At 40.3% G+C, this 14,425-nt stretch carries 14 protein-coding genes; 12 read left to right on the top strand and 2 right to left on the bottom strand.

Annotation, left to right across the window (positions count from 1 at the left end; genetic code table 11):
- Positions 1-7: 7 nt before the first annotated feature.
- The 11 genes from traJ (at position 8) to MUCPA_RS14260 (ending at position 8,001) form a co-directional block, all read left to right on the top strand.
- Complete coding sequence (gene traJ / locus MUCPA_RS14310) at positions 8-1,012, top strand: conjugative transposon protein TraJ (protein ID WP_008507274.1); 1,005 nt, start codon at positions 8-10, stop codon at positions 1,010-1,012.
- Between the two features lie 30 nt (positions 1,013-1,042).
- Complete coding sequence (traK, locus tag MUCPA_RS14305) at positions 1,043-1,660, top strand: conjugative transposon protein TraK (protein ID WP_008507272.1); 618 nt, start codon at positions 1,043-1,045, stop codon at positions 1,658-1,660.
- 1 nt (position 1,661) lies between these two features.
- The gene (locus MUCPA_RS14300) at positions 1,662-1,979 is read left to right on the top strand and encodes a hypothetical protein (RefSeq protein WP_008507270.1); all 318 of its coding nucleotides are present in this window, start codon (positions 1,662-1,664) and stop codon (positions 1,977-1,979) included.
- Between the two features lie 11 nt (positions 1,980-1,990).
- Positions 1,991-3,301 carry a conjugative transposon protein TraM gene (traM, locus tag MUCPA_RS14295; protein ID WP_008507268.1) on the top strand — a complete coding sequence of 437 codons (1,311 nt, stop codon included), beginning with the start codon at positions 1,991-1,993 and terminating at the stop codon, positions 3,299-3,301.
- A 35-nt stretch (positions 3,302-3,336) separates the two neighbouring features.
- Positions 3,337-4,179 carry a conjugative transposon protein TraN gene (gene traN, locus MUCPA_RS14290; RefSeq protein WP_008507267.1) on the top strand — a complete coding sequence of 281 codons (843 nt, stop codon included), beginning with the start codon at positions 3,337-3,339 and terminating at the stop codon, positions 4,177-4,179.
- A 46-nt stretch (positions 4,180-4,225) separates the two neighbouring features.
- Positions 4,226-5,059, top strand: a complete 834-nt coding sequence (locus tag MUCPA_RS14285; protein WP_008507266.1) for a hypothetical protein — start codon at positions 4,226-4,228, stop codon at positions 5,057-5,059.
- A gap of 40 nt (positions 5,060-5,099) precedes the next feature.
- A complete protein-coding gene (locus MUCPA_RS14280; RefSeq protein ID WP_008507265.1) occupies positions 5,100-6,227 on the top strand; it encodes a hypothetical protein in 1,128 nt (375 codons plus the stop codon).
- 3 nt (positions 6,228-6,230) lie between these two features.
- Positions 6,231-6,524: a hypothetical protein gene (locus MUCPA_RS14275; RefSeq protein ID WP_008507264.1), complete on the top strand. Its 294-nt coding sequence runs from the start codon at positions 6,231-6,233 to the stop codon at positions 6,522-6,524.
- Between the two features lie 69 nt (positions 6,525-6,593).
- Positions 6,594-6,866 carry a hypothetical protein gene (locus MUCPA_RS14270; RefSeq protein ID WP_008507263.1) on the top strand — a complete coding sequence of 91 codons (273 nt, stop codon included), beginning with the start codon at positions 6,594-6,596 and terminating at the stop codon, positions 6,864-6,866.
- A gap of 8 nt (positions 6,867-6,874) precedes the next feature.
- Positions 6,875-7,162 carry a hypothetical protein gene (locus MUCPA_RS14265; RefSeq protein WP_008507262.1) on the top strand — a complete coding sequence of 96 codons (288 nt, stop codon included), beginning with the start codon at positions 6,875-6,877 and terminating at the stop codon, positions 7,160-7,162.
- A gap of 143 nt (positions 7,163-7,305) precedes the next feature.
- Positions 7,306-8,001 carry a hypothetical protein gene (locus tag MUCPA_RS14260; RefSeq protein ID WP_008507260.1) on the top strand — a complete coding sequence of 232 codons (696 nt, stop codon included), beginning with the start codon at positions 7,306-7,308 and terminating at the stop codon, positions 7,999-8,001.
- Positions 8,002-8,055: 54 nt separating this feature from the next.
- Here MUCPA_RS14260 and MUCPA_RS14255 read toward each other — a convergent pair whose 3' ends face one another.
- Both MUCPA_RS14255 and MUCPA_RS38245 read right to left on the bottom strand, forming a co-directional pair.
- Positions 8,056-9,480 (bottom strand): site-specific integrase, encoded by a 1,425-nt coding sequence (locus MUCPA_RS14255; protein WP_008507259.1) that lies wholly within the window; start codon positions 9,478-9,480, stop codon positions 8,056-8,058.
- A gap of 478 nt (positions 9,481-9,958) precedes the next feature.
- Positions 9,959-10,111 carry a hypothetical protein gene (locus MUCPA_RS38245; RefSeq protein WP_008507258.1) on the bottom strand — a complete coding sequence of 51 codons (153 nt, stop codon included), beginning with the start codon at positions 10,109-10,111 and terminating at the stop codon, positions 9,959-9,961.
- Between the two features lie 1,070 nt (positions 10,112-11,181).
- Between MUCPA_RS38245 and MUCPA_RS14245 the strand changes: the two genes are divergently transcribed.
- Entirely contained in the window at positions 11,182-14,226 is a 3,045-nt protein-coding gene (locus MUCPA_RS14245; protein WP_008507257.1) for a hypothetical protein, read from the top strand.
- The last annotated feature ends 199 nt before the right edge of the window (positions 14,227-14,425 follow it).

Genomic DNA, 14,425 nt, shown 5'->3' with positions numbered 1-14,425 from the left:
TACAATTATGGCAAAGTGGAAAGGTGCTGCAATACTTGCAGTGGTGGGAATGGTAATGCCCCAATTATGTCACGCAGGCGTGGCTGATTCAATACATGACCTTCAGAGCGTACTGGATCAGCTCTATGACGACATGATCCCTTTATGTGGTAACATGATCGCTGTGGGGCAAGGGATCGCAGGCTTTGCAGCCTTATGGTATATCGCATTTCGGGTGTGGAAACACATCGCCAATGCAGAGCCGATAGATTTTTACCCTTTGTTCCGGCCTTTCGCTGTCGGCCTTGCTATTATTTTATTTCCATTCGTCCTTAATATCATCAATTCGGTATTAAAGCCCACCATCACCGCCACTGAAAATATGGTCGGCGATTCCAACCGGGCCATGAACCGGATGCTGGATAATTCTTCGGATACGGCTTCCGTTGAAGGTGCTGGCACAGGTATGGGAAGCGACCCGGACAAATGGTATAGGTATACACATCCGGGCACGGGCACCGCGTCACCAGCCGTAAAAAACACCAATCCTATAGCCGTGCAGGTATCAGGATGGGGCCTGAAAAGCATGATCAAGCGATTGATCGCTGAGTTTCTCAATGTGCTGTACCAGGCCGCTGCGCTGTGTATCGATACCATCCGAACATTCGAGCTGATCGTCCTCGCTATCCTGGGGCCGCTGGTGTTTGGCCTTTCCGTGTTCGATGGATTCCAGCATAGCCTGAAACAGTGGCTCGCCAGGTACATCAACGTATATATGTGGCTGCCTGTTGCCAATATCTTCGGTGCGATCATCAGCAAAGTACAGGAAAACATGCTCCGCCTGGAGCAAAACGGCTCCACGCCATTCGTCGGCTCCAGTAATACAGCTTACCTGATTTTCATGCTGATCGGTATCTGCGGCTACTTCACTGTACCCAGCATTGCTAACTATATCATGAGCGTTGGAGGCCATGCTATACTGAAGAAGACCAGCAGCGCTTTAGGCGGTGCAGCGGGTATAATGAAAGGATAAAGCGTAAAGTATTACTTAAATCAACAGGCCATGTTTACAAAAATGAAAAATATTGATTCTGCCTTCAGGCAGATGCGGACCTTTTTTGTCGCCGTTATTGCCGGTTATTCGCTGATCACCGGTGTAGTGATCTACAACAGCCATCAAAGAGCCAGCAAGGCGGAACAGCGGGTAATTGTTCTGGCGAATGGGAAAGCTATACAGGCATATGAATCAGACCGGAAAGACAACATCGTTGTCGAAGCAAAAGACCATGTGAAAACTTTTCATAATGCCTTCTTTACCTTTGATCCAGACGAAAAGGTTATTCAGGCCAATGTAACCAAAGCCTTATACCTGGCCGACGGATCAGCCAAACGGGAATATGATAATCTAAAGGAGAACGGTTATTACGCCAATATCATGAGTGGCAACATCAGCCAGCGGATCATGGTAGATAGCGTAGCTGTTGATCTGAACAGCTATCCGTATCCCTTCCGCTGTTATGCAACACAAAGTATTATCCGAACGACCAGTACCATCGCCCGGAGCCTGGTCACGGAAGGGTTTCTGCGTAATGTGATCCGGAGCGACAACAATCCCCACGGTTTTTTGATCGAGCGCTGGACCACTTTAGAAAATAAGGACATCACCACTCATAACCCCTGACATGAAAAATATTTTTAAAAGAAGAGCAGTACCCAGCGTTGATACACCCAGGTCTGCTTTGGAGTTGTTCATTAACGATCGGCTAAAAGCGTTTGCCGGGTGGCTGAATGTCAAGGCTGAAGATGTGTCCTCGCAGGTTAAGGTCATGATCATTGCGGTCTTCTTCCTGATCCCCGGTGCCTACTTCTTTTACCTGATCGTTGGCGGAAAGAAGGGTGGTACTTATAAAGACCAGGTGCCTAAGCACCAGGCTATCCGGCCTGCGGAGATCGGGCCGGACACCCTGCGAATCAATAAAAAATCAGTTAATAAAAATTAAAATCAACCAATATGGAAACGACAACACATTCCGTGAAATTCCTGCGCAAAAGAAAATTCTTCGTAGCAGTACCAGCGCTGATCCTGCCCTTTATCACCCTGCTGTTTTGGGTGATGGGTGGCGGCACATCCGCCAGTGCAGAAGATCCCTTGAAAGATAAGAAGGGTTTTAACACGGCCTTGCCGGATGCGAAATTTAAAAAGGATCAGTCTTTCGACAAAATGAGCTACTACGATCAGGCGGCCACTGATTCCGCAAAGCGCTTAGAACAATCCAAGAAAGACCCGTACTATAAGGACAGTAGTAATAGAGCGGTGCAGGTACCGGATAGCCTAACCGGACCGATGGGGCCTAATGCCGGTTTGATCGGTACCAGATCGAAGATCAGGCCCGAATATACGGATCAGCACGAAGCAAAAATTTATAGCAAGCTCTCTGAGCTGAACGCCGCCATGAATCGATCAGAGCAGGCGCAGCGTACCCAGACATCGCCGCCTGCTGCTTCAGCGGAAGCCAAACCCGCTGTAAGTAGTGCGGATGTAACGCGTCTGGAACAAATGATGAAGAGCATGAACGATAAAGGCGAAGATCCTGAAATGTCACAGCTCGACGGGATGCTTGAAAAAATAATGGACATCCAGAACCCTAACCGGGCGCAGGAAAAGATCAAAGCCGCTTCGGACAAACGCAGAGGGCAAGTGTTACCGGTAACCACGAAAGTTAACCATGATCCGCTATCCTTATTGTCGTCCAGCCCGGCTTACCTACCCGGTAAAGATTCTACGATCTCCGTCCGTCCGCTTGCCAATAGTTTCTATTCCTTAAATAATTCGGTAGAAGAAAACACTACGCAGGATGCGATACCTGCGGTCGTGCATGAAACGCAAACCATTGTTAACGGATCGACCGTGAAGCTGCGCCTGACCTCGGATGTGTATATCAATGGCGTATTGATCCCAAAGGACAATTTTATTTTCGGAACGGCGGCGCTGGAGGGGGAAAGGCTGGCGATCCAGATCAGCGGCGTCAGGTTCAAGAACAGTCTGTTTGCCGTGCAATTGACCGCCTGTGACCTGGACGGTATGGAAGGTATTTATATCCCTGGTGCCATTACACGGGACGCCATGAAGCAGTCTGCCGAAAGCTCTGTGCAAAGCATCGGTTCGACCAATTTTGATCCTTCACTGGTATCCCAGGCAGCCGGCGCGGGTATTGAAGCCGCCCGTGGTCTATTCTCCAAGAAGATCAAATTGATCAAAGTGGTGATCAAGGCCGGATACCGGGTATTGCTGCGTGACGAGAAACAAAAGCAAGCAAATTAGTTCACAATTATTTATTCCATTTAAAATCCCAAAAGATGAAAAAGATCAGTGTAGTAGTGATGGGGATCATCCTCGCTTTGAGTTCAAACCTTTTTGCTCAGAATGAACGATCAAAGCGTATCTCCGAAATCAGTCCGATCGAATTGGCGATCACGTATTCCAAAACCTCCAATATTGTTTTCCCTTACGCCATTGTAGGCGTTGACCGGGGTAGCAGTGATGTATTGGCCCAGAAAGCGAAGGGCGTGGAAAATATACTCCAGCTCAAAGCTGCCATACCCAACTTTAAAGAAACCAACCTCACGGTGATCACAGCAGATGGTCATTTGTATTCCTACGTGTTGAGTTATTTAGATAGCCCCCGTGTACTGAACATCCAATATGAAAGAGAAACGAAAGACAGACCTGCCTTGCTTACCAGTTCACCAGATTTAAACGATGCTGATGTTAAAAGCGATTCAAAATATGTGTCGGAAAAAGAACGCCCGATCAGGAGGTTGAAGAAGGATAAATACGATGTGCGGTTCAGTATCGACGGTATTTACATCCACAGTAATGTGATGTATTACCAGGTTGTGATCAAAAATAGCAGCCACGTTGATTATGATATTGACCAGTTGCGCTTCTATATCCGGGATAAGAAAAAGGCCAAACGTACAGCCACCCAGGAGATCGAAGTTAAACCTACCTATGTCGAAAACGATGCAGCCCGTGTCTTAGCGGCCACTGAACGACGCCTTGTGTTCGCGATGCCCAAATTCACGCTTCCCGATGACAAAGACCTGATCGTGCAATTGATGGAAAAAGACGGCGGCAGGCACCTGGAACTAAAGGTTAGTAATGACAGGCTCATCAACGCCATCCCGGTAACCAGGTAGTCGTATTGCAGGTAACCGATTATTTATCCAATTAAATATAAATATCATGAAACAAGATAATATAGGCCATTTAAAAGATCAAGTATTGTTCACAGGTTTCGGAAAAGCACTGCATTCTGTTATTGATGAAAATACCAAGAACGGTGTTGCTGAATTTACCGGCAAGTACAATCCTGATTTTGGCCCCAACGCAGAGACTACGGCCTACTTTGCGCAATCCAAACAGGGTAATTATTTCTTTAACAAATTCGATCTGGAAATTGAAAAAGGAACAGCGGATGCCTTTAAAAACACCTTCTTCGTGAATCCGCCGGTTAAGGGTGTCCTGGCGGGTGATGGTACCCCGGAAGAAAGATGGGTCAATTCCAACATCACGCTTAAAGAAGCCTGGAACCTGGCAATGGGCAGGTCGGTGCTGAAAGAGCATGTGACCCATGAAACCGGCGAGATCTATCGTGCCTGGTCAAAAATGAATTTTAATGAGGTTGACAAGTACGGGAATTATGAGATCGTCAAGCTGTCCGATTATAACCTTTTAGGAAAGTTAATGGAGTTTAAGATCAAAGACCTTGTTGATAGCACCGCTACGGCTAATCTATTGAGGTCGTTGGAACGCGGCAATCTGGTTCCGGTGGAACTGGAAGCCAAAGGCAATGCGAGCCGTTACTATGTCGAGGCGAACCCCCACTACAAAACCATTAATATCTATGACAGCAATTTCGTCCGGCAGAAACATGCAGACCTCAAAGAAGAACAGCCTAATCAATCCGTGGCGGAATCAAAAGGAAAGGAAGCCGGTCAGGGTAAGTCTGAAGGGAAGAAAGAAAAAGAAGGTGAAAAAACCGGAAAAGGAAAAAAGAGCAAACAAGGCATAAGTTAAGCCCTGAAGCTATTCTGTAATTGATTAACACAGTAATGTTATGAAAGAGAATATAAACGACCGGATCGAAGCGGGCATGCAGGATTGGCGAAAAACTGAGCAACGCTCTATCAAAATTTTTGGCCCTGGAGTGGTGAACAATGTGGTGCTGATGAAAGAAAAATTGAAACACTTCGATTATTTATTGGGAACACATAAAAATTTAAATTTCACCGAAAAGATCAGCAGAGACATATTAAAAGCAGAACGCAACATCTTAGAAAAGAAGCTGTACCCGAAACAAAGTTTGTTGATGCGTTTCGTCCGGCGCTTCGTCCGGCGGAGGGCTATCCAACAACAATTCGGTGTAAAGGAAAAAATAGCGACACCGGTATTGTCACAGCCAGTCAAAGTGACGCAACCAGCTATTAAGCGGAAACCGAATTTGGAATTTGATCTGATCAAGAACGGACTTGGGGCAGCTATACCATTGATCCGGGAAAATGTGCAGTACGGCTTGCCTCGCTTTCAGGAGGCTGTACTTGTACCGATCAATGAACGTGAACAAATGCGGTTTATCCTCAACTTTAGCAGGGATGTATTCGGCGAATACACCTGGTTCTATAAAGCATCGTTAAAAAATAAAGATGAACCTGGAGTTGTTAAATCAGTAGCGTTTACTCCGGAACAAAGTAGAGGACTTACGACACAACAGGCATATCACTTGTTGTGCGGCCGCTCTGTGCTTTCCGATGCTCTGACGCTAAAGGAACGGGAAAACGTGCAGAATAACACTGCCATTCTGAAGCTCGACTTTAACGATACAGATGAAACGGGTAATTATAGGATGAAAATGTTTGATTCACACTACGCTTACAATGATCTGAAAACAGTGATCGAAAGGCTTCCCATTAAAGATGGTCATAATTATAGTGTTACCAATAAAATTCATACAGCGTTGGTTAACGGAAGCCGTGAGCCGGTAACACTTCTGGTCGCTGGGAAGGAAAAGAAAGTTTTTTTAGAATCTGACGTACAAAATAAATCCATTAAAATATTTGACGAAAAACTAAAGCAGATCACCTGGCAGAATGCAGTGGAAGGTAAAGTAGTTGATATGAAGACAGACCGGAAAGAAAAACAGGGACACGAAAAGTCAACTAAAAAAGGATTGCATGTAAGTGCTTGATCAATGGAACACTTCAATTACATATCCAGCTTCTTTAAGGCGATAGCATCCGATCCGCGTATCAGCGTCACACATATAGCGATCTATGCGTCCCTGCTCCAGTATTGGGATCAGGAAGGGTATGTAAACCCATTGTACGTATTCAGCCGTGAGATTATGGATATAGCCAGGGTGTCATCCCGGACAACATACCGCAAGGCTGTTCAGGATCTGAACGATTACGGATACCTGCGTTACGAGTTGTCCTATAAAAGAACGAAAGGCAGCAGGATCGTCTTTCTTAGGTTGGATGTATGATCGAGGTGTTTGATTTTATCAGCCTAACGCATCATTGATAAATAATGCTAATCAACTAAATCAGGTGAGATGGAAAATGAAGTGCTGACGAGAGAAGATTTAAAAATGTTCCGGTTGCAATTGCTAAATGATATTAAGGACTTGCTGCAACCTGTGACGAAGACAGGCCGATCGGTACCATTGAATCTGGATTGGGCGAAAGGTTCCCAAGTAAGAGCAGCGTTGAATATATCACCGGGAACACTGCAAAACTATAGGATCGCGGGAACCGTCCGGTTTAAAAAGTTTGGCGGTACCTACTACTATAATATAAAGGATCTGAAAAATATGTTTAACAAGTGAGGGGGCTAATGATGCAGGAGATAGCAGCGATAACGGATTACATAGCCTTGTTTGCCAAAGATGGCCGTTTAACCGTATGGCACCTGGCCATGCTGGTAGCTATTCTGCATTTGAAGACTATCCAGAATACAAATGGCCCGATTTTGATCAGCCGTAAAAAAATCATGTTGTTTTCGCATGTGCAAACCTCACCGACGTACCATAAGTATTTAAAGGAGTTACAAGTATTCGGCTATATCAAATATACTCCGTCATATCATCCGGGATTTGGGAGTGAGGTTGAATTGTTAGTATAAAAGGTATAAGTATCACAGGTGGTAAGCATTTGCTGTAGTCTTTTAATGGCTAATTTTTTTGTTACTGATTAACAAATAGTATAATCTATTTTATTTGTTAATCAGTAACTTTTTTATCATACTTGCATAAAAAATACTTGCCCATGTGTACGATTATTAATGTTGAAAAACTATCACGTCTTTTTACAGATCAAGAGATATTAGAAATTGTAAAAGCCTTCAACACCTGGCCATCTTCTAATTTGGAATTGAAAATTCTGAGGATAAATATATCTGGCGCTCATAAAAGAATTGAAGCACTCATTACAGAGAATTTTAATGAGAATGATCACTATTTTGACAGGTCAACTTTGGAACTAAAAGTTGTCGAAATTTTCAAACCGTTTCTCGCCAACAAATTTATAAACGTTGAAGTTCAGCCTTACAGGTCTAACGTAGTTGAGATCGTGAACCCTTCATGGATAGAGGATCGAATGTCAAAAAAAAGTCTGCGAATAAAAGACCTCGCCTTTGATACCGGTATTGATAAAACTAATTTATCAGGTTGGATTAATGGTTCAAGAGCCATGTCTCAACCTGTCAAGGCGATGTTCTATTATTACTTAACAAGGCCCACAGAAAGAAAAGAGATCATTGTTGACTTTATGAACTGTTTGAATAAAGCAAAAGTTGGTACTGTTATTCCTGTCCCAACTTTTCATCTGTCTGAAATAGATATACGACATTATTTGATTAAGAAAGCAATTGAACTGAATTGCCAGGTATCGATTGGGGACTTCTCTAAAGCTGTGGCAGAAATAAAATTTTACCAAAAGGAATTTCATACGCTTGACTGTTAATCATGCTTTTTATTAAACAGCCTCTCATACAATAAGAGAGGCTGTTTAAATTGATTAGAGCCTATCCGCAAACCGTTGAAATAAATTACGGGGGTCAACTTTAATCGGTTTAGTACAGTTTTCAGGAAGACTGCTTGGGTGTGGTGAAAAGGATGGTTGCGAAGCTTTGCCACGAAGTTCTGGCAGATTTCTGGATATTTCTTCTAAAAAAACTGGACGCCTTGTTGCTGGATCAGCAGGGGTTTCCGATGGTCTTTTTAGGTCGATCTGTAGCTTTTCTTTTAATTCCCGCATGTTTCTTGATACTTTTTCCTGTGAGGTCAACGCATAACCCTCTGTTTGCTGCACTGTTTGGTGTCCCAGCATTTCCTTTACCGTGTCAATAGGTACATCATTACCTAATGTCACAGTGCTTGCAAAGGTGCGTCTGGCCCTGTGTGTAGTTAATGCAAAGGTAATTTCACATAGATCAGCTATTTCCTTTAGATATTCATTCATCTTTTGATTCGATTTCACAGGGATAACCGTGCCTCTTTTGATACAGATGGGATGGTTTTTATATTTTTTTAGGATTCGGATCGCACCCGGTAGCAAGGGGATGTTAGTTTCTGATTTTGTTTTCTGCCTGTCCGACATGATCCATTGTTCGCCATCAATGCCTTTGCCTATTTGGGCCGCCTTCAGCTGGTAGGCGTCGGTATAGGCCAAACCGGTATAGCATTGAAAAACAAATACATCGCGGACGATAGAAAGTCGTTCCGTTGAAAATTTGTAATTCTCCAGTTTAAATAGTTGATCGGGTGTAAGCGGACGCTTCTTTATTTTCTTCTTTTTTGCTTTAAACAGTTTAAAAGGATCTGTCAGGATATACTGTTTGGCCACACAAAGCAGCACTATTTTCTTAAAATTTCCGATATACTTTAGCGTTGTATTATGGCTGCAATTGCGAACAGTTTTTAACCAGACCTCGTAATCCTTGACAAACTCATAATTTAGTTCCCGTACTTCTAAATCGTCACGTTCATATTTAGTAATGATGAATGATTTCACATGAGACATCGCGGTAACATACCGTTCATATGTACCTTCCGCAAAGTCTATTCCGATCAGCTTTTTCATTTCATCGTTATGCTTTTGAAATTCTACCAGGATCATTCTGCGATGATCGGATTTGCCTAATGCGAGATTTTTTAATGCACGGGCTGTTACGGTTTTATTTGCGTTCATCAATTCTGTTCTGGATAGCTCAACTTTTAAAGCGAACGAATCCAAAAAATGATTGAGTGTTTTTGCATCCTCTTTTGTTCCGATGGCCCTTTCGGCTTTCTGGCTCCAACGGTCAGCAGCCCATTTTCTCTTAGTAGAAAATTCCTTAGAATATCCGTCTACCGTTATTCGTGCATAGATGTAACGCACCACATTTTCCTTGTTTGGGGATGCTTTTAAGAAGTAGAGCAACCCGAAGCTTGATTCTAACATAATTCAACGATTTTAAAGATTAATAAAAATCGGAATAGGGTACTTTAAAATCAAGATGTAAACCTCTTTAGCATGTTGTAAATCAGCGCTTTGTGATAAATTTCGTGGCAGTTTTTTTGAAAATAAAAATTGCCACGATTTACGCTGAAAACTTTTGGGCGATTTTATAAAATGGGGCAGATAACGTGTAGAAACGACAAAGCCTGCGAAGTAAGAACTTGCAGGCTTTTTAGATATTTTAGGTTGAAAATGTGCTTTTGAAGCATCTTTTTCAAACCTCTGGCGGAAGGAGTAGGATTCGAACCTTATCGGTTTAAACCATACTGGGAGCCACTTTTAAGATTGTCGAACCGATTTTGCCACGATTTACGCACACATTAAAATTTGTTTGCATAACTACAGCTCATTCGGTGCTTAAACCTTTTAGCGGAGAAGACGGGATTCGAACCCCTTAGCCTGGGACTATTAGATCGTTGGCTTAACGTGACCTTACACTTACATCTGCGATCTCGGGGTGGATATCCCTAATGAACCTCTCCAGCCAAGCTCCACCCAAGATTTTTTTGAAATTAATCGCCTTAATTTCCCTTATAATCGCTTTCCTCAAATTCGTTAATTTAATTGTTTTCATAATTCTTCGTTTTAAAATGTCAATGATTGATTCTACTATTGTTGCAAGAAGAACACCAAGGACACCCACCCCGAAGGCTTGATGAAGCGCAAGCGTTAAACCAAACTTGTACACTAATCAATTTGGAATTACAAATATACCACTGTTTCTGCCAATAGTTAGTTTAGACATATCGTTATTGCTTTACCATTACTCGCCATATTTATAAATCTAAATCATCGATTTTCTTCAAATCAGACAGGAGAAAGTTCGAAATTTGTACAGTATTCACCACTTCATTAACCCTTCAGATTAAGTTCTGAGGAGTTTTTTGTTTATGGTAGTCTGAGACTACTTGCTGGTTAGAAAAAAGTAACCTAAGGGATATAAAGAGATAAAGAATCCCTTGTTAAACTCGGGATACTCTTGGGAGAAACTTTTGGGTCGGAAGGAGTAGTTAACAACAACGAAACTAAACCGTTTCTCATAAACAAATGGGTTATCAATATTGAGAATATCAGAGTCGAACCTATAACTTCCTGGATGCTGTCAAGAATAGAATTTATAAATCCAAATCGGCGATTAGACACAAATCAGACAGGAAATAGTTCGAGATTTGTACAGTAGCTCCCACCATACTGGACAAGTCAGATAATTCTGAACTTGTCCAGTTCTTTTTTACAGCTAACTTACTGTTAATCAGTTCAATATTTCCTAAGATTTCATGGATCAGACTGATCCCTTGTAATTGTGCTTTCGTTCAAGAAATTACAGCACAAAAAAAAAGAGGAAAATTCACTTTTAACGGTGATTTTTCCTCTTTTTCCTCTTTAGGTAGAGGGAAGCGGCGAAATGTCGAACTTTTTTGATGATTTACAGGCTATTCAAAACGCACAAATTGTTATTAAAAAGTCATTCAAAGTGCCGTAAAATTAATTTAATAACTATCTGCAATTGGTTGCGCACTAAACAAAGCTGGAAATGCATATAAACTGCGATTAATCATTATGCACCTGGAATACCCTATCTAATGATTGAAATTTTTAATTTAATTGACACTTGTTATCTTTAATGATCAAATAAGCGTTTCAATGAAATTTTTAATTACATTATTTTTAATTCTTTTTGGAATATCGGTTTTTGGTCAAAGTTCGATGCCAATCACAGTTAAGGCAGCAGATCTCGACCAATTAGAATGGTCAACATCGGTTGCCAGTAAAATTAACTCTAATCACTACGAGTATTACGCTTTATTTTCTGCACTAAATTGTATATTCCCCACCACACCGCCAAGTAGAATTAACGATATTATTGCTGACTTTGAAAAGGAATTTCAAAAGAAAGTAGACCATGATCCTCTTTTAAGATTTAGAGAATCGGATGCTTTGAATGCTGGTCTGACAATTTTGGGGCTTTTTCCCGAATTTAAGTTAAATGCTTCTTTCGCAAAAAAAGCCTATAAATATTTGGGGATTTATAATTCTGTTGACCAACAATATTCAGATGCTCTGTACGGTGCTCAAAGTTCATTTAATATGCAAATGTTGGCAGAATTGGGAAAAGCTGAATGTACCGAACTGTACAGGCAGACACGCCAATATCCTCAAGCCGCTGTTGACGCTTACAATACGTTTTTTAAAAATAATTTTGATTTCGACGTTGACTTTACCGGAACTCAAATCATTAAAATCGATTCACATTTATTAAATCCCATTACACAATTTATTGTCCAACATACCGAAAAAAATGGAGATGTAATTTTTTCACCCCAAACCTTAGACTCTTTGAATAATGCGTTCTTATCATCTTTTAATCTTGTATTTGATAATTCAGTAAAAACAAATTATTCATTACTAAATAACGATACTTCAATATCTGTTGGCTCGTCAGCTCTGTCTGGCGATGAAATAAATAAGGAAAGATCCGACGCTCAAGCCCTATTTGCCGGACTTAATTTATTATCTAAAGTTTTCGAAGTTGCTGGAGAAAATAAAACTGCAAAAGACGTTGCTTTTTTAGCTTTGGAAGGAGCTAAATTGTACAATATCATTTCACAGGCTAACGAGGCCGCCCTTAATAACACCGCAACAAATGCAACGGCTATGTTAGTTTCATTTAATTACCTGGCTGTAATAATGGATGTTGTTATGTATTTTAAAAAAAGTGAGGAGATCAACTTCAATCAAATTATACTACAAGAATTTCAACGGGTTGAAAAGGACATTAAACAACTCTACGACTATAACAAAGAGCGTTTCGATCAAATAGATTCCCAATTGAAGAATATTTTTCTTGTAATGAATGGATACTTTGATAGGATTATCGTTAATCTACAAGTTCTAAATTCCGGTATAGACGAAATTAAAACGGGTATAAGCGGTATTCAGCAAAATATGATTCATTTTTATGATCAAATAAACAGTAGCACAGTTCAAACTGAATACGGACAGTTCAATACATTGCTAGAAGATTCAAAAAGATCGAATTACAGCAATGATTACGTAATTCCACAATCTGATTTTGTTAAGTATCAGGATCAGTTCGAGTTTTTTGCAAAAACTATCGCCAGTTCTAATGCTTTTAGCATTTCTGATCCTAACAGCATTGTTGATAACGGTATAGATCGCAATCTCAATATTTTACAAGCAACGCTAATTGATCTTATTTGTGATACCACTAAAAAATGCCTGATCACAAATAAATTTTTATCAAATCCAACAATGTTGATGAATGCAGCTAACGGATTCATGGATCTTGCAAATGACTGGCCGGAGTTTAAAGGGAACGTGAAAATTGCCAAGCTTAAAAGCATTGAATCACAATGTAATGATATTATGACTTTTATTAAAGAGCTAAATGGCAACGGTAACATTGATGATTATAAAACAATTTGTGATGCTCTAATAATAAACTACAAAAAAAAGGTCAATAATCTGTTGGTTTTCTGGGACCAGAAGGAAAAAGATTACCTAAATGCTAATGTTTGTAATCGCTCAACTACTCGCTCAAGATGCATATCTTTTAAACCTTATAACAGTATTGATCAGGGAGTGGATGATCTGCAAATTTCAGATATAGCGTTTCCCAATGACTTACAGGTCGGATATCCTTCGAACTCTCAACAATGTAAAAGCCCAAATTTTCCCGATACGATAGTTCGAAAAGTGTTAAACTCTATACCTAATTTTTTAAAAATCGCAGACTTCTTGAACATCGGAACATTAGAAGATTTAGCGACTGAAGGGTTATATGTAACTAACGTGAAATACAATCCCACAGGCAATAAATTTGATATAACAAGCAATTGGGAAACAGATATTTCGATTTACCTTAGGTCATCAAGCCTTGCAGATGGAAAACAGGGTTTTACCTATGTTTTAGGCAAAGTCACCGCTGATAAAGAAATAGACTTTGGGCTTACTATGACGAATGTTGGCGATCCTAATCCATTGTTGTCGGCTTTCGAACCTAATAAAAAGTGTAGTATTCTAAATGACCTTTTTATAACGCCACAAACATTAAGCTTTATAAAATATCCTAGTGGGCAAGGGTTGTCGAATTATTATCGAAGATTCATAGAATACAATAAAAATTCTCCCATCGCTAAACAGTTCTTTAAACAAGTTTTAAACTATTCGTCAAAACAAATTGATTCGATAGATCAAGACGGCTATCTAAAAAATATTATACCAATACGCAAAAAACTTGCAGACACTCTATCCATTATATCAAATAACATGGCAAGCTATATGCTGAGTGAAAATATTCAAAAGTCTTCAGAGTTCTTAAATTTGAAAAATGACCTTGAAAGATCACGAAACTTGCTACTTGGTTTTATAGCACTTACACTGCCGGTGTCTAATGCCTACGATGATACTCTCCGTATAAGTTTAACTTCATCAAAACTACTAACAACAAACCTTTTGACGACTCAATATATTAAGCAAATTTCCACTGCGCACGATAATCTTAATATCGTTGACTATTTTGACAATATAATAAATTCCACTTGTAGGGATTTAAAAGAAAGAGTAATCTATTTGTTTACAAGAGAAAACGCATCCGCAATGGAGATTTCAAACCTGGATTTAAATAAGGAGCTATCTAAGATTTCTTTATTTTACAAATACAACTAATTTTAATTTCGTAAACTAATTTTTTAGCCCATTAGATTTCGTAAGACTCTTCCAAAATTCTTTTACAGCTATGGTATTAAACTGATCAATATTAACTGCTCTAAAAGAATGGATTAAAATATTCTCATTTTCGATTTGAACAGGACTAAGCATCAACTGCGAAAATATAAAACCAAGTGAATCTACATCATACAAATAG

It is taken from the genome of Mucilaginibacter paludis DSM 18603, from assembly GCF_000166195.2.
In the GTDB taxonomy this organism is placed as follows: domain Bacteria; phylum Bacteroidota; class Bacteroidia; order Sphingobacteriales; family Sphingobacteriaceae; genus Mucilaginibacter; species Mucilaginibacter paludis.
This window is presented reverse-complemented; position numbering and strand designations above follow the sequence as displayed.